13 protein-coding genes are annotated in these 19,873 nt (G+C 54.3%); 10 read left to right on the forward strand and 3 right to left on the reverse strand.

Features of this window, described 5'->3' with window-relative positions:
- Positions 1-41: 41 nt before the first annotated feature.
- The 3 genes from IPM50_13330 to IPM50_13340 are packed head-to-tail and all read left to right on the forward strand — an operon-like array spanning position 42 to position 3,916.
- Positions 42-1,355 carry a thymidine phosphorylase gene (locus IPM50_13330; GenBank protein ID QQS32621.1) on the forward strand — a complete coding sequence of 438 codons (1,314 nt, stop codon included), beginning with the start codon at positions 42-44 and terminating at the stop codon, positions 1,353-1,355.
- Between the two features lie 6 nt (positions 1,356-1,361).
- Positions 1,362-2,420, forward strand: coding sequence for a BMP family ABC transporter substrate-binding protein (locus IPM50_13335; protein QQS32622.1), 1,059 nt, complete (start codon positions 1,362-1,364; stop codon positions 2,418-2,420).
- 2 nt (positions 2,421-2,422) lie between these two features.
- Positions 2,423-3,916 (forward strand): ABC transporter ATP-binding protein, encoded by a 1,494-nt coding sequence (locus IPM50_13340; GenBank protein QQS32623.1) that lies wholly within the window; start codon positions 2,423-2,425, stop codon positions 3,914-3,916.
- On the opposite strand, the gene IPM50_13345 is transcribed toward IPM50_13340, so the two are convergent.
- Together IPM50_13345 and coaD are read right to left on the reverse strand one after the other, a co-directional pair.
- Entirely contained in the window at positions 3,913-5,100 is a 1,188-nt protein-coding gene (locus IPM50_13345; GenBank protein QQS32624.1) for a pyridoxal phosphate-dependent aminotransferase, read from the reverse strand. The two genes, IPM50_13340 and IPM50_13345, sit on opposite strands and share 4 nt — an antisense overlap.
- A gap of 90 nt (positions 5,101-5,190) precedes the next feature.
- On the reverse strand, positions 5,191-5,685 hold the full coding sequence (gene coaD / locus IPM50_13350; GenBank protein QQS32625.1) for a pantetheine-phosphate adenylyltransferase: 495 nt from the start codon (positions 5,683-5,685) through the stop codon (positions 5,191-5,193).
- Positions 5,686-5,839: 154 nt separating this feature from the next.
- On the opposite strand from coaD, the gene IPM50_13355 reads away from it, so the two are divergent.
- The 7 genes from IPM50_13355 to IPM50_13385 all read left to right on the forward strand — a co-directional run bounded on the left by IPM50_13355 (position 5,840) and on the right by IPM50_13385 (position 18,536).
- The gene (locus IPM50_13355) at positions 5,840-6,514 is read left to right on the forward strand and encodes an HAD-IB family hydrolase (protein QQS32626.1); all 675 of its coding nucleotides are present in this window, start codon (positions 5,840-5,842) and stop codon (positions 6,512-6,514) included.
- A gap of 2 nt (positions 6,515-6,516) precedes the next feature.
- Complete coding sequence (locus tag IPM50_13360; GenBank protein QQS32627.1) at positions 6,517-8,118, forward strand: DUF2088 domain-containing protein; 1,602 nt, start codon at positions 6,517-6,519, stop codon at positions 8,116-8,118.
- A gap of 11 nt (positions 8,119-8,129) precedes the next feature.
- The gene (locus IPM50_13365; protein ID QQS32628.1) at positions 8,130-8,615 is read left to right on the forward strand and encodes a hypothetical protein; all 486 of its coding nucleotides are present in this window, start codon (positions 8,130-8,132) and stop codon (positions 8,613-8,615) included.
- Between the two features lie 106 nt (positions 8,616-8,721).
- Entirely contained in the window at positions 8,722-10,122 is a 1,401-nt protein-coding gene (locus IPM50_13370) for a DUF389 domain-containing protein (protein ID QQS32629.1), read from the forward strand.
- 17 nt (positions 10,123-10,139) lie between these two features.
- Complete coding sequence (locus IPM50_13375) at positions 10,140-14,615, forward strand: AMP-binding protein (GenBank protein QQS32630.1); 4,476 nt, start codon at positions 10,140-10,142, stop codon at positions 14,613-14,615.
- A 36-nt stretch (positions 14,616-14,651) separates the two neighbouring features.
- On the forward strand, positions 14,652-17,480 hold the full coding sequence (locus tag IPM50_13380) for an insulinase family protein (GenBank protein QQS32631.1): 2,829 nt from the start codon (positions 14,652-14,654) through the stop codon (positions 17,478-17,480).
- Between the two features lie 24 nt (positions 17,481-17,504).
- Positions 17,505-18,536 carry an NAD-dependent epimerase/dehydratase family protein gene (locus IPM50_13385; GenBank protein ID QQS32632.1) on the forward strand — a complete coding sequence of 344 codons (1,032 nt, stop codon included), beginning with the start codon at positions 17,505-17,507 and terminating at the stop codon, positions 18,534-18,536.
- Here IPM50_13385 and IPM50_13390 read toward each other — a convergent pair.
- Entirely contained in the window at positions 18,529-19,827 is a 1,299-nt protein-coding gene (locus IPM50_13390; GenBank protein QQS32633.1) for an amino acid permease, read from the reverse strand. The two genes, IPM50_13385 and IPM50_13390, sit on opposite strands and share 8 nt — an antisense overlap.
- Positions 19,828-19,873: the final 46 nt, after the last annotated feature.

Genomic DNA, 19,873 nt, shown 5'->3' on the forward strand with positions numbered 1-19,873 from the left:
AGTCGATTTTTCACTTATCACTATTTACTGAAGTCAACCAAATGCGTCCACAAGAGATAATTGCAGTAAAACGCGACGGCAGCGAGTTGAACGACGCCCAGATCGAGAGCTTCATCGCCGGCGTAACCACAGGTGCGTGGGCGGACTATCAGATCACTGCGCTTGTTATGGCGATGTTCACGCGTGGGCTGAGTGTGTCGGAACAGAACTCTATCACGCGTGCGATGCTGTATTCCGGTGAGGTCATGGACCTATCCGAGATCGAGAAACCGAAGGCCGACAAACACTCAACGGGCGGCGTCGGCGACAAGACATCGCTCGTCATCGCACCGCTTGTTGCGGCGTGCGGCGCAGCGGTGCCCATGGTCTCGGGACGCGGGCTCGGCCATACAGGCGGGACGCTGGACAAACTCGAATCAATTCCCGGTTATAACGTCAATCTCTCTTTTTCGCGGCTCAAACGCGTGATGAAGGATTGCGGTTTCGGCCTTATTGGTCAGACAAAGCAGATCGCTCCCGCGGACAAAAAACTCTATGCTCTTCGCGACGCGACTGCGACAGTGCCTTACATTCCGCTGATAGTGGCCTCGATCATGTCGAAAAAGCTTGCCGAGGGACTCGACGCTTTGGTGCTTGACGTAAAGACCGGCTCCGGGGCGTTCATTCGCGAATATAAAGATTCGGTGAAACTTGCGGCCGCTCTCTGCGAGACAGGCCGTTCATTCGGCGTGAACACAGAGGCCATCATCACGGACATGGGCCAGCCGCTCGGCCGGTTTGTGGGTAATGCTCTTGAGGTTTACGAATGTGTGAAGATCCTGCGAGGCGAGGCGGATGAAGCAATGCATCCGACGTTAGATCTCTCGATGCAATTGTCGGCGAATATGCTGGTACAGTGCGGCATTGCGGCAAAACGGCGAGATGCAGAAAGGATGCTGCAGGAAACACTGAATTCAGGCAGAGCTCTAGATCTGTTCCGCCGAAACATTGAATTGCAGGACGGCGATCCGCGGATATGCGACCGTCCTGAAGGCCTGATAAACGCAAAGTTGAAAAAGATCCAGGTTACTGCAAGAGAATCCGGTTATCTTGCCGAGGTCGATACGTTCTCAGTTGGCAGAGCTGTCTGCGACATTGGCGGCGGACGAGTCAAGGCAGAGGACGGCGTCGATCACGCGGTCGGTTTCGAATCAGAACTGAAGATCGGCGACGCCGTCAAACGCGGCGGCGAGATAGGCGTTATCTACTGTCGCACAAAAGAGCAGGCCGATCTGATTAGCGAAAAACTCAGAAATGCGTATAAGATATCGAAAACGCCTCCTCGAATTCCGAAGCTCATCAGAGCGCGGGTCTAAGGTCCTATGAAATTTCGTGCTTCGATAATTTTGATCTTTGCCGCGGCCGCGTCATTGCTGCTTTCTTCGTGTGCTGAAAGGACCGACGCCCGCCGCGACGGCTGCAGTATTCGCGTTGGCATCGTCTTTGACATCGGCGGAAAGAACGACCGTTCTTTCAACGCCGCGGCGTGGGAAGGCGTGCAGCGTGCTGAACGCGATCTGCCGATCTGCCTTTATGACGTTGAGCCCGGCAATCCGACGTCCATCGAGCCGGCGATGCGTGCATTTGCCGAAAAGAATTTTGATCTCATCATCGGCGTCGGCTTTGCCCAAGGCCCGATCATGCAAAAGGTGGCCGTCGATTATCCGAACATCAGATTCGCCATCGTTGACGGCGTAATTTTCGATAAAGACGGCAAAACGCCGCTGCAGAACGTCGCATCGCTTGTTTTCCACGAGCACGAAGGCTCTTATCTGGTCGGAATGATCGCAGCCTCCAAGTCAAAGACCGGGACGCTCGGCTTTATCGGCGGCATGGATATTCCATTGATCCACCGTTTTGCAAAAGGCTACGAAGAAGGGGCGAAGTCCGTAAATCCGAACGCGAAGGTGATAATCAACTACGTCGGCGTAACGGATCATGCTTGGAACAATCCCGGCAAGGGCAAAGAACTTTCCCTAGCACAGATCGAAAAAGGAGCCGATATTATCTTCACCGCGGCGGGGAATTCGGGCCTGGGGGCATTTGATGCGGTCGAGCAATACGGCCGAAACGCTCAGGGCGAGGCGAATAAATTCGTTATCGGCGTTGACTCAAATCAGAATGCTGTAAAACCCGGATTCGTGCTGACCTCAATGGTCAAGCGCGTCGATAATGCAGTTTACGACGTCGTCAAAGAGGTGCTCGAAGGGCGTTTTCAGGGCGGTTTTCACGTCTTCGGCCTCGACAAGGACGGCGTCGCCTATGCGATGGATGAACACAATGACGGCCTGATCCCGGCAGACGTAATTGAGAAAACAGAGGCTGCCCGAACCAAGATCATCGCCGGCGAGATCAAGGTGACCGACGCAATGGCGAATTAAGCATGCTGGAAATCAAGAATATCAGAAAGACTTTCGGCGACACGGTTGCTAATGACAATGTGTCGATAACGGTGCACAAAGGCACTATCCACGCCATTGTGGGCGAGAACGGTGCCGGCAAATCTACCGCGATGAAGATCGTGTATGGTTTTTACACGGCGGATTCGGGCGAGATATTTTTGGACGGGCAGCGAGTGATCATCCGCAATCCGCACGACGCCATCGCTCTAGGTATCGGCATGGTGCATCAGCATTTTATGCTCGTCGATACTATGACGGTCGCTGAGAACATCATTCTCGGCGCCGAGACCGGCACCACCGCAAGTCTCGATCTTGAAAAAGCCAACGTAGATATCAAGAAGCTCTCCGACGAACTGAAGCTCGAGATCGATCCTCGAGCTGTGATCGAGGACCTTTCGGTCGGCCAGCAGCAGCGTGTTGAATTGCTGAAAGCTCTCTACCGCAATGCTGACCTGCTCATTCTTGACGAGCCTACGGCTGTACTTTCACCGCAGGAGGTCGAAGAGTTTTTCGGCATACTTCGCCGAATGAAAGATCAGGGCAAGACCATCGTCATCATCACGCACAAGCTGGACGAAGTATTGGCTATATCGGACGAAGTAACCGTGATGCGCGATGGAAAAACGGTAGGCAATGTGAAGACGAGCGAGACGAACGCCAAAGAACTCGCACGAATGATCGTCGGGCGTGATGTCCTGCTTCGCGTCGAGAAAACCGATGCAGTTCCGGCGGCTGATGTATTAACGGTGAGCGGGCTGGATGTGAGAGGGAAGTTTGGCCTTGCGGTCAAGAATGTGTCGTTCTCGGTTCGTGCCGGAGAGATCGTCGGCGTTGCCGGGATCGAAGGCAACGGCCAAACGGAACTCGTCGAGGCCCTTGCGGGTTTGACGCGTCCCGCGTCGGGCACGATCTCGCTGAACGGCAAGGACGTAACACGAGCATCCGCACGCGAACTGAAAGAACTCGGCGTCGCCCATATTCCTGAGGACCGGCATCGCCGCGGCCTGCTGCTCAATTCCGATCTGGCAGAAAATGCCATTCTAGGCGTTCATTACCGCCCGCCGATGGCGTCGGCAGCCGGCGTTATAAATACTGCAGCGGTTGAAAAACGCGTCGGCGGGATAATTGATAATTTTGACGTTCGTCCGCCGGATCCAACACTTGCTGCGAGATCGCTCTCAGGCGGCAATCAGCAAAAGCTGATCATCGGTAGGGAATTTGAACTAAACCCAAAACTCCTTCTTGTTTCCCAGCCGACACGCGGCGTCGATATCGGCGCTATCGAATTCATACATCGAAAGCTCATTGAACTTCGCGACAGCGGTGCGGCTGTTTTGCTTGTATCTGCTGAGTTGGAAGAGGTGACTGCCCTCGCCGACCGGCTGCTCGTTATCCGCGAAGGCGAGATCGTCGGTGAGGTCGACCCGAAAGTAACATCCGCCGAAGAGATCGGCCTGATGATGACCGGCGGTTAGTTTTCGCCGAAGATGCTCTTCATCGCTGCGACAGCACGGTGGAGATTCTCCATCGACGTAGCATACGAGAACCGCAGCCAGCCGTCCGCTCCGAAACCTGCTCCGTCGGTAACGACGATATGAGCCTCTTTCAGCAATGCTTCGGCGACTGCCGAGGAATCTGCAAATCTATCACTGAGCAATTCACGGACATCTACGAAAGCATAGAACGCGCCTTCAGGCATCGGGCATTTGAAGCCGCGAACGCCGTTAAGTGCGGGAACGAACCAGTTGCGGCGGCTTTCATATTCGCTCGTCATAGCGTTGACGGCGGCGATGGTCGCGTCTGAGTTCTGCAGAGCTTTGGCACATGCGTATTGGACGAACGACGTCGGGTGCGTTGCAGAGTGGCTCTGCAATTTGACCATCGCTTTCGTCCATTCTTCATTGGCGATGGTGTAGCCGATGCGCCAACCGGTCATCGCGTACGTTTTTGAAAAACTCCCTGCGACGCAGACGAAATTTCGCAATTCCGGCGGAAGGCATGCGAGCGAGAATGGTTCCGCCGGCGGATACGCGAAGAATAGATAACATTCATCCGTCAGCACATAAACGCCGCTTTCGGCGCAGACCTCGAGGATCTTTTTCATTTCGCCCGGCGGTATGACGCGGCCCGAAGGGTTATTCGGCGAGTTGATGATCAGCAGCTTGGTCCGTGCGGAGATAGAATTCCGTACCTGTTCGGCGGTCAGAACAAATCCGGTTTCCTCTGTTTCAATAAAAACGCTTTTTGCTTCGCAGAATGCGGTGATCTCAGGAAAAGTGACCCAATATGGTTTCGGGATCAGAACCTCGTCGCCCGGATCGAGCAGCGTGCACGCCGCGTTGAAAAGAGCCTGTTTGCCTCCGCACGCCGCGGCGATCTCGGTTTGGCTCAATTGCGAGCCGAATCTTGCCGTATAGAAATCAACGATCGCATTCCTGAACTCAGCAAGCCCCGCGGTCGCGGTGTATTTCGTTAATCCTTTTGCAAGGCCCTCAGATGCATAGGCCTTTATAAAATCCGGCGTATCAAAGTCCGGTTCGCCGACCGACAGATCGATAACGTCAACACCACTTGCACGCATCTCAGCCGCCATCTGTGCGGCGATAAGCGTGGACGAGCCCTTCATTGCGGCGACGTGTTTGGAAACCGGGAAGGTCATAGGAAGATTTTGCCACAGAGAGCACAGAGAGCCCAGAGAGCACAGAGACGAGATCCCGCAAACTGAAAGAAGTTACGGATCTTCAGGTTTTCATCGTCCGTTTGATTTCGATCTCATTCTGGATTCAACGAGTTCCGGGATCAGTCCGTCGACGCGGCCGCCGAGTTCGAATACCTGCTTCATCAGCGTCGATGAGACGTAGCTGAATTCTTCGCCGGCCATAAGGAAGACCGTTTCGATGGTCGGTTCCAAACGGCGGTTCATCAGGGCCATTCGGAGTTCGTATTCGTAGTCGGCAACGGCACGAATACCGCGTACTATCGCCGTCGCATTTCTGCTCTTTGCAAATTCCGCGGTCAGTCCTGAAAAACTTTCGACCAACATCGTGCAGCCCGCTGTATTTACCGTCGGCAGCACTTCGCGGATCATTTCGCATCGCTCTTCGACGGTGAACATCGGCTTCTTTTCCGGATTATTCAGCACGGCGACGATCATCTCATCAAAAAGCGGTGCCGAACGGCGGATGATGTCCAAATGTCCGTTCGTCAGCGGGTCAAATGAGCCTGGGAATATCGCGCGACGCATATTGTGTAGATACAATGTAATTACAATTTGCGAAAAGTTTGCCAGCTGCTTGCTTTTCGGCTGTAATTAGATCGCTTTCGGTGCTAGAATCTTGTCCATCGTGCGAAAAATACGACGATGAATTTCGGCGAGAAAAGCATAGCACACGCGTGATATGAACAAAAACGGACAAGCCGCGGCATTTTACGATCTCGAGGGTACGCTGGTCAGCACGAACCTCGTCCACACGCTGGCGTTTTATTCGACGCGGCAGCAGGGGCTTTGGCAGACGGCGAAAGCGAGCGTCAGCACGCTGGCAAAGCTGCCGTTCTTCGGCGTGACCGACCTTTATTCGCGAAACGTCTTTAACGAAGTGTTTTTCCGCAGTTACGAAGGCTGGTCGCAGGACCGGCTGCGTTATTTCTCGGAGGAGCTTTTTGAGGATGTGCTTAAGCCTGCTGTGTTTCCGGGTACGTATGACCTCATTGCTCAAGGCAAAAAGATCGGCCAGCGACAGGTCGTGCTGACGGGAGCTCTCGATTTCACCATCGACAAATTGATGCAGCATCTCGGCATCGATGATTACGTCGCGAATCGGCTCGAATTCGTCAACGGCTACGCGACCGGCCGCGTCCTGCCGCCCGTTATGGCGTCCGCCACAAAGGCAAAATGGATACGCGAATATGCCGAGAAGAACAACATCAACCTGAGCGAATCATACGCCTATTCGGACAGCATTTCCGACCTGCCGATGTTATCGATCGTCGGGCATCCGGTCGCCGTCTGCCCCGACTTTAGATTGAAGCAGACAGCGAGACAGCACGATTGGGCGGTATTGGACCTTAAATAGCTATGGCATTGCAATTACGACGCAAAACGCACGAATCCATCGTGTACATTGACAAGGACTCGGCGCCGCGGATCATGCCGTTTGGCGAGGATTTTATCCTTGAGGACATACCGGTCGGGACGCGGGTCATTTATCCGAATCCGCCGATCAAGGGCTTGCCGAACCGCGAGGCGGCGATCCGTTACGCGGTGAACCACCCGATCGATATGGAGCCGCTTTACGCGCTGCTCGAGCCGGGAATGCGGGTAACGATAGCGATGGACGACATTTCGCTGCCGCTGCCGCCGATGGCGACGCCCGACCTGCGGCAGACGATGCTCGAGGTCGTACTCGATATGTGCGGTGCGAACGGCGTCGATGACGTGCATCTGATCATCGCGAATTCGCTCCACCGAAAGATGACCGAGTGGGAAATGAAGCGGATGGTAGGACAGAAGATACACGATGAATTTTATCCTGACCGCTACTACAACCACGACGCAGAGGATGACGACAATCTCGTCACTATCGGCCACACGCGGCACAACGAACCGCTGCGGGTGAACAAACGCGCTATCGAGAGCGATGTATTGATCTATCTAAACATCAATCTGGTGCCGATGGACGGCGGGCATAAGTCGGTGGCGGTCGGCCTTTGCGATTATAAATCGCTTCGAGCTCATCACGAACCGCAGACCATCCGCGATTCACATTCTTATATGGACCCGCCGGCCTCGGAGCTGAACCACAAGGTTGTAAGGCTCGGCAAATTGGTGGATGAAAACTGCAAGGTGTTTCACATCGAAACCGCGCTCAACAATCGGATGTTCCCCGAAGGCTACGACATCCTGACGCGGAACGAAGATGAGTTCTCGTTCATGGACCGGATGAAATGGGAGGCGATGGCCCGGACATTTTCGCCGCTGCCGCGATCGGCTCGGCGAAAAATGCTCCACGCGATACCGGCGGCGTATGAGCTGATCGGCTGCTACGCGGGGCGGACCGAACCGGTGCACGACAAGATACTCGAACTCAACTATCGGCAATATGAAATACCGGTAAAGGGCCAGTGCGACATCATGATCACGGGCATCCCGGACATCTCGCCCTATAACGTCTATTCGGCACTCAATCCGCTGCTTGTGCAGGTGATGGCGCTTGGCTATCACTTCAATATGTACCGCAACAAGCCGCTGCTGAGAAAAGGCGGCGTGATGGTGATAACGCATCCGTGCTTTGACGAATTTGACCACAATTTCCACCCGTCGTATATCGAGTTTTTCCATCGGCTGCTGCCCGAATCGCGCGACGCGTTTTACCTTCGCGAGAAATACGAACGCGAATTTGCGACCAATCCGGCATACGTCGAGATGTATCGCCGCGGCAATGCTTACCATGGTGCTCATCCTTTCTTTATGTGGTACTGGGGCGAAAACGGCCGCCAGCACGTCGGCAAGGTGATAGTCGCCGGAGCCGAAAACGCCCACGTGCCGGAAATGCTCGGCTGGGAACGCGCGGATAATTTGACCGAAGCGATCGCAATGGCCCGCTCGTATATGGGCCGAAACGCCGAGATAACGATGCTTCATCAACCGGTGATCGGGTTATGTAACGTGACGGACTAGAAACGAGCAGGATGAGCGTAATAGATCGAATTAATCAGCATTACGGACTGTATGTCAGCCACATAGCTCAGGTTGGCGACCAGGAGTTAGTCGTCTTTTTCAGCGAGGCGCGCGTGGATAAAGATAAGACTGAGGAAATGAAATTTAATGAGGGAACGGAACACGAAGTAGCTCTAACTGGTCTGAACCCGATCGTCACCGATGAAACGTGCCAAAAATACCGGGCTACATTTAAGCGGTTCCTGATTTATCAAGTAGTGGAGGAGAGTTGTATCGCCTGGGACGATGCCGAGGTATTCGACGGCGGACTGTATAGAACTTTTGCCAAGTCAAGATTCCTCGACCATATCGACTCTCATTTGATCATTGACTGGTATCAGGAACAACCCGATATGAAGTACACCCATTATCAAATCGCCGGGCTCGATTTCATCATCGACGTTGCCGCCCAAGAGCCGCCATTGATTGAAGAAGTTGACCAGTTTTTAGTTCAATGAAACTTTCACCAACAGAATTATTTAAGGGCAAGAAGATATTCTTTATCGGCGAGACGGTCAGAAACGGGAACATTGGTCTTTTCAGGACGGAGTTGATGAGCGATCAATGAGTTCAATTTCGAGCACAAATAGGTCGTTGATACGTTTGTTCGGCCTCTGGCGTGGGACCGACGTTGAAGGGACGATCGACGAGATCAAAGAGGGGGTTCGGCTTCGCGGGGCGAACGTCTGGATGCTCGTCTGCTCGGCGATCCTGGCCTCGATCGGGCTCGATGTGAATTCAGTTGCAGTCATCATCGGGGCGATGCTTATTTCGCCCCTGATGTCACCTATTCTCGGGGTCGGCCTTTCCATAGCGATCTTTGACCGGCGGCTGCTTCGAAATTCGCTGAAGAATCTCTCGATCGCGGTCTTATTGGGGCTTGCGACCAGTGCTATCTACTTTTGGATCTCACCCTTCAGCCAGCTGACGCCTGAACTGAATGCGAGGACAATGCCGACTCTTCTCGATGTCGGTGTCGCGTTTTTCGGCGGGGTTGCCGGTATCGTCGCGGGTTCGAGGCGAAACAAGACGAATGCGATCCCGGGCGTTGCGATCGCGACCGCGTTGATGCCGCCGCTTTGTACAACTGGATTTGGAATTGCCAACCTGAACTCGCCCGTATTTTTCGGGGCGTTTTATCTGTTCTTCATCAACGCTGTTTTCATCTCGCTTGCGACTTATCTGGTTTCGATGCTCCTTCGATTTCCACGGGTCGAGACCCCGGATGGGCAGACCGATGCCCAGGTAAAACGTTTCGTCGTGGGCTTTGTAGTTTTGACGATGATCCCAAGCGCTTTCATTTTCGCAAAGGTGATCCAGGACGTCAGGATCCGAAAATCCGTCGAAAGGTTCATCGATACCGAGTGCCGCACCGATGAGAGGCAAGTGCTTCAATGGGCTCTGGACGAGACGGATGGATCGAAATTCCTGAAGGTTTATATCGTTGGGCGGAAGGTTGAAGATTCCGAACGGCAACGGCTGCAGCAGGTGCTCAATACCTATCCACCCGGTGACCTGACGTTCCGACCGGTCCAATTGAATGTCTCGCCGGACGAGTTCAAACGTTTGAATCTGGACGTCGAGACGAACCTTGCGGAAAGTATGAAGCTCTTGCAGGCACGCGTGGATGATCAGGATGCGACCATTACCGAACTCCTAGGCGATCTCCATTCGATGAGCATGATCTCGGACCCGCGAAGGCGGTTCCTGGAGGACACGAAACAGTTATTTCCCGACCTTGTGAGCATCGATTGGAAAGCCCCCGAAGCTGAGGGCGAGGTGCCGGCTGCACCAACGACTTTGGAGGTCACGTTTCGTCCAGAGCTCGAAAAACCGGCGAGGCCGGGGTTGATCAATCGGATACGTGAAAGAGCGCGCGTGCTTCTCGGCGATCGGACGATAAGTGTCGTCGAGACTGTGCCCGTCACGGAAGGCGAAGAGCCTGCACCAAGCCCTAATCAGTAAGTGTTTGATCAAGTGGAATGAAATTATCACCAACAGAAATTTTCAAGGGAAAGAGGATCTTCTTTATCGGCGGAACGGGCTTTGTGGGTAAGGTTACGTTGTCGATGCTGCTGCATAATTTTCCGGATGTCGGAAAGGTGTATGCGACGGTGCGGGCGCGGGATGAGAATGAGTCGAGGACGCGGTTTTGGACGAGCATCGTTACGAGCCCGACGTTCGATCCGCTGCGCGAGAAATACGGCGACAAGTTCGAGGATTTCATCCGCGAGAAGGTCGTGCCTGTCAATGGTGACGTCGGGAACGAATACCTCGGAATGAGCGAAGAGCAGGCGGCCAAGATAATGAAGGATACCGATATCATTATCAACGGTGCAGGGAATGTTACCTTCAATCCGCCGCTGGAATCGGCACTGCGGACGAACGTCGTCGGTTCGAACAACATCATCAAGCTCGCACGGATGATGAAAAAACCGCGCGTCGTTCATGTTTCTACGTGTTTTGTCGCGGGCAAGCGGAGCGGTGCGATCTGGGAGAACGAACCGGTCGTTGGGTATTTCCCGCGAAAGAACGAACTTATCGGCACGACCTTCGATGTGAACCGTGAGGTCGAAGATTGTGCGCGTCTCAGCGAACAGGCACGCCAGGAAGCCGACGACGCCGTTCAGGCAGCGAAGTTTCGCGAGCAGGCACGAAACCGTTTTATCGAAGAAGGCCGTGACCCGGATGACGAATCCGAGCTGAAATCCGCCATCTTTCGCGAGCGTAAGATGTGGATCCGCGAACGCACGACCGAGCTCGGTGCGGAGCGTGCGGAGTATTGGGGCTGGACAAATATCTATACGTACTCGAAATCGCTTGCGGAACAGATCATCGCTTCGCAGGACGACATCGTGAAAATACTCGTTCGCCCATCGATCGTAGAATCATCGCAGTCGTATCCTTTCCCGGGCTGGAACGAAGGATTCACGACGACTGCCCCGCTGATCCTGATCGCGCTTAAAGGTCAGCCGATAATACCGGTGAACGAGAAGCTGATCCTCGATATCATTCCCGTAGATATGGTAGCGGGCGTCATCCTCGGCGCAGCTATGAAAGTGCTGGTCGATGACAACCCGCCGCTCGTGTTTCAGGCGTCATCGGGCGATTCTAACCCGAACGACATGAAACGCATCGTCGGGCTGGTCGGTTTGTACAAGCGGCAGCATTTTGACGAAAAAGAGACCGGCAACAAGCTGGTCAACAAGTTCGCCGGCATGATCGAGGCAACGCCCGTAAAACAGCGTACCTATGAACTCACCTCGGCACCGATGCTGAATAAGCTCGCCAAGCGTGCGGACGATCTAATGGACCGTGCCACTCCGCGTTGGGGCGGCGGCCGCATTGGCAACATCATTTCCGACCTCAAGAAATCTACCGAGGAATTCAAACGCACCACCAGCGAAACGATGCACGCGTTCGCCATGTTCAAGCCGTTCATGATCGATAACGAATATCTCTATCGGTCGGACAACGTGCGTGCATTGATGGCAGAGATCAAAGACAAGGAAAAACATCTGCTGCCTTGGTATCCGGAAAGGCTGGATTGGTATGACTACTGGCTGAACGTCCATTTCCCCGGCATGAGGAAATGGGTGCTCCCGACGCTCGAGGAAGAATTAAAGCTGCAGGAACGCCGTTCGCACACGTACAAAGACCTTTTGGATCTGTTCGATACGGCGACAAAGCGTTTCCCGACACGCGTCGCTATGCGTATCGAACGCACCGGCCGCCGTGAGCAGTACACCTATGACGACGTTCGCGAACTGACGCTGCGTGCCGCGGGCTTTTTGGCACACAAAGGCATTCAGCCGTCTGACCGCGTCATTCTGTTCTCGAACAACATGCCCGAATGGGGCATATCGTATTTCGGCATTCTCAAAGCCGGAGCGACCGCCGTGCCGATCGACCCCGCTAGTTCGATCGACGAGATCGTCAATTTTGCGAAAGCCGCCGAGGTCTCAGGGATAATGATCTCGCCGAAACTCGACGCCGAAAATCCCGGACTGAGAGAGCGCTTGAAAGAGGCTTTCGGCCCGCCCAAGAAAGGAAAGCGATCGACTAGATCTAAGACTGAGAATGAGTTGCGTGTGCCCACGGTATGGACATTCGATGAGGTCTTTGAAATGCCCGATGAGGTGGAAGAGGCAAAGCGGCTCGCTCTGCTGCCGCCGAAAGTCCTCGGCAATGCCGTTGCTTCTCTTATCTTCACCTCAGGCACGACCGGCATTCCAAAGGCAGTAATGCTCTCGCACAAGAATTTTACGAACATGATCTCGATGCTCACTTCTGTGCTCGAGATGGACCTGACGGATGGCGTTCTTTCAGTGCTGCCCATGCATCATACGTTCGAATTTTCCGCCGGATTCCTGACACCTTTCTCGAACGGAACGCAGATCACCTATCTCGACGAGTTGAACTCCGAAGAGCTCGCTCGTGCTATCGAAAAGGGCCATGTTACGGGCATGGTCGGCGTGCCGGCATTGTGGGAGATGCTGCATCGCCGTATCAAGACCCGCTTGCGCGAACGCGGTGATTGGATCGCGGATGCGGCCGAGAGCATGATCGAATTTAATGCATGGCTCCGCGACAATACGCCTTTCAACCTGGGTCCGATCGTCTTTTTCCCGATACATCAGGGAATGGGCGGCAAGATGCGATATCTCATTTCAGGCGGTTCGGCGTTGTCAGAAAAAGTGCAAAAAGACCTTCACGGGCTCGGCTTCACCGTGCTCGAAGGCTACGGCCTTACCGAATCGTCGCCCGTTCTCACGGTCGCGCGGCCCGGCAACAAGCTGCTAAAGGGAAGCGTCGGCAAGCCGCTGCCGGGCGTCGAGGTCAAGATCGAATCGCCTGATGAGAACGGCGTCGGCGAGGTGCTTGCGCGCGGCCAGAACGTGATGCTCGGCTACTATAACAACGAGGAAGCCACCGAAGCTGTAATGCACGACCGCTGGCTGCGCACGGGTGACCTCGGCCGAATAGACGATGACGGCAATCTCTATATCGTCGGGCGTTCAAAGGACGTCATCATCGATTCGAACGGCAAAAATATCTATCCGGACGAGATCGAGGACCATTACAGCAAGTCGTCTTTTATCAAAGAGTTAAGTGTGGTCGGATTGCCCGACGACGATGGCGGCGAAAAGATCGCTGCCCTCGTTGTTCCCGATTACGAATATGACATCGCACTCTCGCGTTCGGACGTGAACAGGAAGATCGAGGAGCATTTTCGAGAGGTTTCGGCGGGGCTGCCGTTCTTCAAACGCGTCAAACTGATGCACGTAACGCCATTCGAATTGCCGCGTACCGCTACGCGGAAGGTCAAGCGGCCTGAGGTCGTCGAATTGCTTCGCGACCTGGAAGACCGTGCTAAAACCAAGACGCGTACCATTGTGGAATCAAAAGGCGACGACAACATGCTCTGGATCCGAAAGGTCGTCGCGAGTGTTTCGAACAGGCCGTTGTCGGACGTCGCCGTGGAGGACAAGCTTGCCGATCTCGGGTTTGATTCGCTGATGTTCGTCGAACTGCAGGCGGCTGTCGAGGACGCCGGAGGACGCGTATTGTCGCCGGACACTCTTAATGAGGTTCAGACCGTTCGCGAGCTGCTGACCGCCGTACAGCGTGTCGATAGATCGAAACGTCTCGTTGACGAGCCTAAGGCCGAGGAAAAGAAGGACGACGAGGACATCTTCATACCGTCTCTGGTCAGGCGGATCGGCAATGCCGCGGTCGACCTTGCCCAGGAAACGCTTTATTCAAAGGTTTTGAAAACGACCATCGAGGGCCAGTCGAATGTTCCGATGCACGTCAATTTTATCGTCGCGCCGAATCACGCCTCTCATATAGACACCGGCCTCGTAAAACAGGCACTTGGCAAAGATGTTGCCGAACAGACCGTTGCCGTCGCAGCCGCGGATTACTGGTTCGATACGAAATACAAGCGGGCGTATATGAACAACTTTACGACGCTCGTTCCGATCGAGCGGACGGGCAGTTTGCGGCAATCGCTACGCCACGTCACACGCATCTTAAACGAGGGCTACAACGCCTTGATCTTCCCTGAAGGCACGCGTTCGCTGACAGGGGAGATCGCCGAGTTCAAGCCCGTAATCGGCTATCTTGCGCTGAACCAAAAGGTCGGAATTTTGCCGATATGTTTGTGGGGCACCTTCGAGGCATATCCGAAGGGAATGACCATCCCGAAACGCGACAGCATCGGGGCAAAGATCGGAGCAAAGATCGGCAGATTCCTTTCGTATGAAGAGCTTCGCGACATGACCGCGGGCGTTCCGAATACCGAAGCATACAGGCTTATCGCGGCCCGTGTGCAGCACGAGGTAGAGAATATGCGCGACGGCAAGCGAGATGCGTTCGATGTCGCCGCAGTACGAAAACAGTGGAAAGCCGAGCGTCGAAAGACCCGAAAACAGGAGCCTGTGATCGACGATTAACGAAACCGTAGGGGCGGCCTGACCGTAAAAATATCTATGAAATTATTTAGAGCAATTGCCGTAACATCACTTGTTTTTGCGCTTTTCCTGCCGATGGCAGCACAGCGTGCCGGTTCGCAGCAGAAGTTCACGATCTCGTACGAAAAATTCACGCTGCCGAATGGGCTTGACGTGATCTTTCATATCGACCGGTCAGATCCGGTCGTGGCCGTGTCGCTGACGGCACATGTGGGTTCTGCTCGTGAAAAGCCGGGACGTACGGGCTTTGCTCATATGTTCGAGCATCTTCTTTTTCTGGAATCGGAAAACCTGGGAAAAGGCGGGCTCGATAAGCTCAGCGCCCGCATCGGCGGATCGGGAGCGAACGGTTCGACCAGCCGCGACCGTACAAATTATTTGCAGACGGTTCCGAACGATGCTCTTGAGAAAATGCTCTGGGCAGAGGCCGACAAACTCGGCTGGTTCATCAACACCGTTACCGAGCAGGTTCTCGAAAAGGAAAAGCAGGTCGTAAAGAATGAGAAGCGGCAGAGCGTTGACAACAATCCTTATGGACACACGCAGTACGTGATCGACAAAGCTCTCTATCCCGCGGATCATCCGTATAACTGGCAGGTGATCGGCTCACTAGAAGATCTGCAGTCGGCGACGCTCGACGATGTGAAAGACTTCTTCCGCCGTTGGTATGTACCGAACAATGTGACGCTTGTCGTCGCAGGTGATTTTGATCCGGTTCAGGCGAAAAAGTGGGTTGAAAGATATTTTGCCGAGATAAAACGCGGAGAAAATGTAGAGCGTCTTCCCAAACGTCCCGGCGTTGTCAGGGAGACCGTCAAACTCTTCCACGAAGATAATTTTGCACGCCTGCCCGAACTTACAATGGCATGGCCGACCGTTGAGCAGTACCATCCGGATTCGTACGCGCTCGATGTACTGACTTCTTATCTTGCGTCCGGAAAAAAGGCTCCGCTTTATACGGTAATTGTTGAGGACAAGAAACTTGCGGCGAATCTGAGGATGTTCAATTATCAGTCCGAAGTTGCAGGGCAGATGCAGCTTTCGGTTCGTGCATTTGCTGACAAAAAGCTGGACGACGTCGCAGCGGCCATCACCGAAGCGTTTGCAAAGTTTGAAAAGGATGGCATTTCTGAACGCGACCTGAACCGTATCAAGGCGGGCCAGGAGACATCGTTCTACAATTCGCTGTCGAGCGTTTTGGGCAAGGGCGTCGAACTCGCTCAAGGCAATATCTTTGCCGGCGATCCGGGATTCGTCTCGAAGGAGATCGAAGGAATTCAGGCTGTGACCACCGCTGACGTAGTTCGGGTATATGAGAAATATCTGAAAGGCAAAAATTTCGTCGCGACATCATTCGTGCCGAAGGGCAAAGCGGAACTCGCTTTGTCAGGATCAAAGAAAGCGGAGGTGGTCGAAGAACCGATCGTTCAAGGTGCCGAGGATGACGTAGATCCGAACATCGAAGCGAAATATGAACGTACGCCGTCCAGCTTTGACCGCTCGGTCGAACCGCCCTACGGCCCTGAGCCGATGGTAAAGATACCGGCAGTTTGGCAGGACAGGCTAAAGAACGGCATTCAAGTTTACGGCATCCGTCATGATGAAGTGCCGCTCGTCGATTTTGAGATCGTTATGGACGGCGGGCAGCTGCTTGATGACATCAACAAGGTCGGGGTCGCCAATTTTCTAGGGCAGATGATGACGCAGGGAACCGCCAAGCGGACGCCGGCTGAGCTCGAGGAGGCGATCCAACAGCTTGGTGCCTCTATCAGGATCGGCTCCGCAAGCGACCGGTTCATCGTTTCGGTCAACACGCTCGCAAGGAACTTTGCCCCGACCGTCGCACTTGTCGAGGAAATGCTGCTCGAACCTAGGTGGGACGCCAAAGAATTCGAACTGATCAAGCAGCGAACTGTCGCGTCTATACGACAGCAGGAGGCTCTGCCGAATTCGATCGCTCAGAACGAGTTCAACAAACTCATCTACGGCGACAACGACATCCGATCAAAGAACCCGCTCGGCACCATCGAATCGGTCAATGCCATCACGATGGACGACCTCAAAGCATACTACGCAAAGAACTTATCGCCTTCTGTCGCCCGAATGCACATCGTCGGCAGCATCGACAAGAAGACGACGATGGATACTTTAAAGAGCCTCAATTCAAAGTGGAAGGCAAAACCGGTCCAGCTTCCTGTTCTACGCGCCCCGGCAAAGCCTGAACGGTCGCAGGTTTATTTCTACAACGTGCCCAATGCCGTTCAATCGGTCGTTCGCGTCGGCTATCCGGCCATGGGAATGAACGACCCCGACCAATATCCGGCTGTCGTGATGAACTACATTCTCGGCGGAGGCGGTTTTGCGTCGAGGCTGACGCAGGAGCTTCGCGAGACCAAGGGCTACACCTACGGCATAAACTCGTCATTTTCCGGTACGCGCACGTCGGGGCAATTCGGCATTTTCAGCGGTGTGCGCGCGAACGTAACGCTCGAATCGCTTCAGCTTATCAAGAGTATTGTCGATGATTACGGCAGGACGTTCACCAACGACGACCTGGCGACGACAAAGAGCTTTTTGATCAAGAGCAACGCACGCGCGTTCGAAACATCCGGAGCAAAGCTGAATATGCTGAGCAACATCAGCACTTACGGCTGGCGTCCGGATTATGTGCGACAACGCGAGCAGATCGTGAAGGCGATGACGGTCGACCGCATCCGCGAGCTTTCAGGCAAATACCTGAACAGCGGGCGCATGTACTGGCTGGTCGTGGGCGATGCCGCCACGCAGATGCCGCGTCTCAAGGATCTCGGCTTTGGTGATCCGATCTTGCTGAACCCAAAGAACTAGCGATTGTTGCGATCAGGCCCTGTTATGGCAAAGAAGAAAGCGTTAGCAAAGGTCGAAAAGAAGATACTCATCACCGGAGGGACCGGCTTCCTCGGTGCTGAGATCGTACGGCAGTTCATTGATGCAGGCGAAAAGAACCTCCGTGTAATGGCGTCGAGCGTTCCTGCGTGGATGACCGACTCCGGCGTGGAGCCGTTCATCGGTTCCGTGACCGACACCGCTGCGGTCGCCAAGGCCCTGAAAGGCGTCTCGGCGGTATTTCATCTCGCGGGGAAGGTGTCGCGTGACAATGATGACGCTGCGTCGATGAACAGGGTCCACGTAGAGGGCACGCGAATATTGTCACAGGCCGCCGCAGTCGCCGGCGTTTCGACCATGATCCTTGCTTCGTCCAGCGGTACGATCGCTGTCAGTAGAGATGAGGAAGTTCTCGACGAGACCTATCCGCCGCCGGTCGAGATAATTTCGCAATGGGCGTATTACGCGTCGAAATATTTTCAGGAACGCACCGCTCTCGCCGAATTCGACGGCAAAGGCCGCAAGCTTGTGATACTCAACCCGACGCTGCTTCTCGGCCCCGGCGACGAACGCCTGAGCTCGACAAAGGTCGTACTTGATTTCCTCGGACGCAAGGTCCCGTATTGCCCTTCGGGCGGCCTGAATATCGTCGATACTCGCGACGTCGCTGCCGCATTCATCAATTCTGTGGAAAAAGGGCGGCATCAGGAAAAGTATCTGCTTGGTGCAGTGAACCTGACATTCGAGGAGTTTTTCGGGCGTCTCGAAAGGCTCTCGGGTGTGCGGGCACCGGCGTTGAAGGTCCCGAAAAAGCTCGCTATGGCCGGCTCGGCGATGGTCGAATCGGTATTCAAAAATTGGGGACGCACTTCGCCCGTAGCAACCAGTGAGGTCGAGCAGGCAGAGCATTTCTGGTATTTCTCGTCAGCTAAAGCCGAAGAAGAGCTGGGTTTCTCGCCGCGCGATCCGCAGGAAACGCTTAACGACACCATCAGCTATATTCGCGAGAATATGTTGGGCGGCGGCGTTTTTAGGTAGAAACTTCATTCCGCTTGCTTAGAGCTCGATTCAGTCCGAGTATCACCAGCCCAACTCCGGCGGCGATCAGTATAGGCAAGCCTTCCTTTACCAGATCTACACGCGTCAGCAGCCAGCCGATCAGGATCAGCGACAGAACCGCCGCGACCACGCCGAGCGGAGCACTGAATTTCGCCTCAGGGGCGTCGCCTCTGCGGCGAAAGACGGGAAGTGCCAGGCAGGTTGTCGCGTAAACCAAGAGACGTGTGATCGTTGCGATAGCGAGAGCGGTCAGGAACGTTGAATAAACGGTCAAGACAAATATCACTAAAGCGGTCAGCGTGATCGAAAGCCACGGTGTTTTGAATTTGTCGTGCGTTTCGGACAGCTTTGCGGGCAGCTCGCCGTTGTCGGACATCGCAAAAAGCAGCCGCGTGCTGCCGAGAAAGCCGACGTTTAAATTGCCGAGTATCGAAACAAGCGCTCCGACCGTGATGAACGCGGCGCCGTATGTTCCCAGGAATACTGCACCGGCGTCAGCGAGCGGACGTTCGGAGGCCGCGAGTCCGGGCAGCGTCCCGATGCTGACTACCTGTATCAGAATGTAAAGAACAGCTATGACCGAAAGAGCAACGAAAAGCGCAATTGGTATATTTCGCTGCGGGTCCTTCGTTTCTCCGCCCATGATCACGCCGACCTCGAAGCCTACGAAAGCATATATCAGCAGCAGAACCGCGCTTGAGAACGCTCCGTATTCGGGCACCGCATCGATAGTGAAATTTCCGGGCTGTATGAAAAATATTCCGACCGCGACAAAGATGATCAGAGGGATCAGTTTGCCCGCGGTGAATATATTTGTCAGGATCGTCGTCTGTTTTACACCGACCAGATTTACTGCAAATATCGTAAGAATGATCAGGCTGATCACCATTATCCGAAAACTGCCCTCACCCGCATCAGGAACGAAAAACCCGAAATAAGTGATCAACAGATTGCAGTTTGCTGCAAACGACGTGACACGAACGATCCAGTACAGCCAGCCGACCTCGAACCCGACGACAGGCCCGAACGCTTCACGTGCGTAAAGGTACGGCCCGCCTGTACCTGTGAAACGGCTTGCCACCTCTGCGTAGCAAAGCACTATAAAGCCGACAACGACCGCACATGCAGCAAACGCGACAAGGCTCCACGTGCCGATCAACCCGTGAACTTTGGCGGGCAGGCCAAAGATACCCGCGCCGATGACGGTATTGATAAAGATCGCTGCCAGGTCCCAACGGCCGATGCCTCGAACGAGTTTTTCTTCACTCATTATTTCTTAAATGGTCGAATCGGATATAATTCGCTAAAACGATATC

This window comes from Acidobacteriota bacterium (assembly GCA_016700075.1).
In the GTDB taxonomy this organism is placed as follows: domain Bacteria; phylum Acidobacteriota; class Blastocatellia; order Pyrinomonadales; family Pyrinomonadaceae; genus OLB17.

What these genes read in the sequence shown, in the direction of transcription:
- IPM50_13375 (QQS32630.1), top strand. Translation starts at nt 10,140, where the DNA reads ATGAAATTATCACCAACAGAAATTTTCAAGGGAAAGAGGATCTTCTTT.
- IPM50_13340 (QQS32623.1), top strand. Translation starts at nt 2,423, where the DNA reads ATGCTGGAAATCAAGAATATCAGAAAGACTTTCGGCGACACGGTTGCT.
- IPM50_13380 (QQS32631.1), top strand. Translation starts at nt 14,652, where the DNA reads ATGAAATTATTTAGAGCAATTGCCGTAACATCACTTGTTTTTGCGCTT.
- IPM50_13370 (QQS32629.1), top strand. Translation starts at nt 8,722, where the DNA reads ATGAGTTCAATTTCGAGCACAAATAGGTCGTTGATACGTTTGTTCGGC.
- IPM50_13360 (QQS32627.1), top strand. Translation starts at nt 6,517, where the DNA reads ATGGCATTGCAATTACGACGCAAAACGCACGAATCCATCGTGTACATT.
- IPM50_13385 (QQS32632.1), top strand. Translation starts at nt 17,505, where the DNA reads ATGGCAAAGAAGAAAGCGTTAGCAAAGGTCGAAAAGAAGATACTCATC.
- IPM50_13390 (QQS32633.1), bottom strand. Translation starts at nt 19,827, where the DNA reads ATGAGTGAAGAAAAACTCGTTCGAGGCATCGGCCGTTGGGACCTGGCA.
- IPM50_13330 (QQS32621.1), top strand. Translation starts at nt 42, where the DNA reads ATGCGTCCACAAGAGATAATTGCAGTAAAACGCGACGGCAGCGAGTTG.
- IPM50_13345 (QQS32624.1), bottom strand. Translation starts at nt 5,100, where the DNA reads ATGACCTTCCCGGTTTCCAAACACGTCGCCGCAATGAAGGGCTCGTCC.
- IPM50_13365 (QQS32628.1), top strand. Translation starts at nt 8,130, where the DNA reads ATGAGCGTAATAGATCGAATTAATCAGCATTACGGACTGTATGTCAGC.
- IPM50_13335 (QQS32622.1), top strand. Translation starts at nt 1,362, where the DNA reads ATGAAATTTCGTGCTTCGATAATTTTGATCTTTGCCGCGGCCGCGTCA.
- IPM50_13355 (QQS32626.1), top strand. Translation starts at nt 5,840, where the DNA reads ATGAACAAAAACGGACAAGCCGCGGCATTTTACGATCTCGAGGGTACG.
- coaD (QQS32625.1), bottom strand. Translation starts at nt 5,685, where the DNA reads ATGCGTCGCGCGATATTCCCAGGCTCATTTGACCCGCTGACGAACGGA.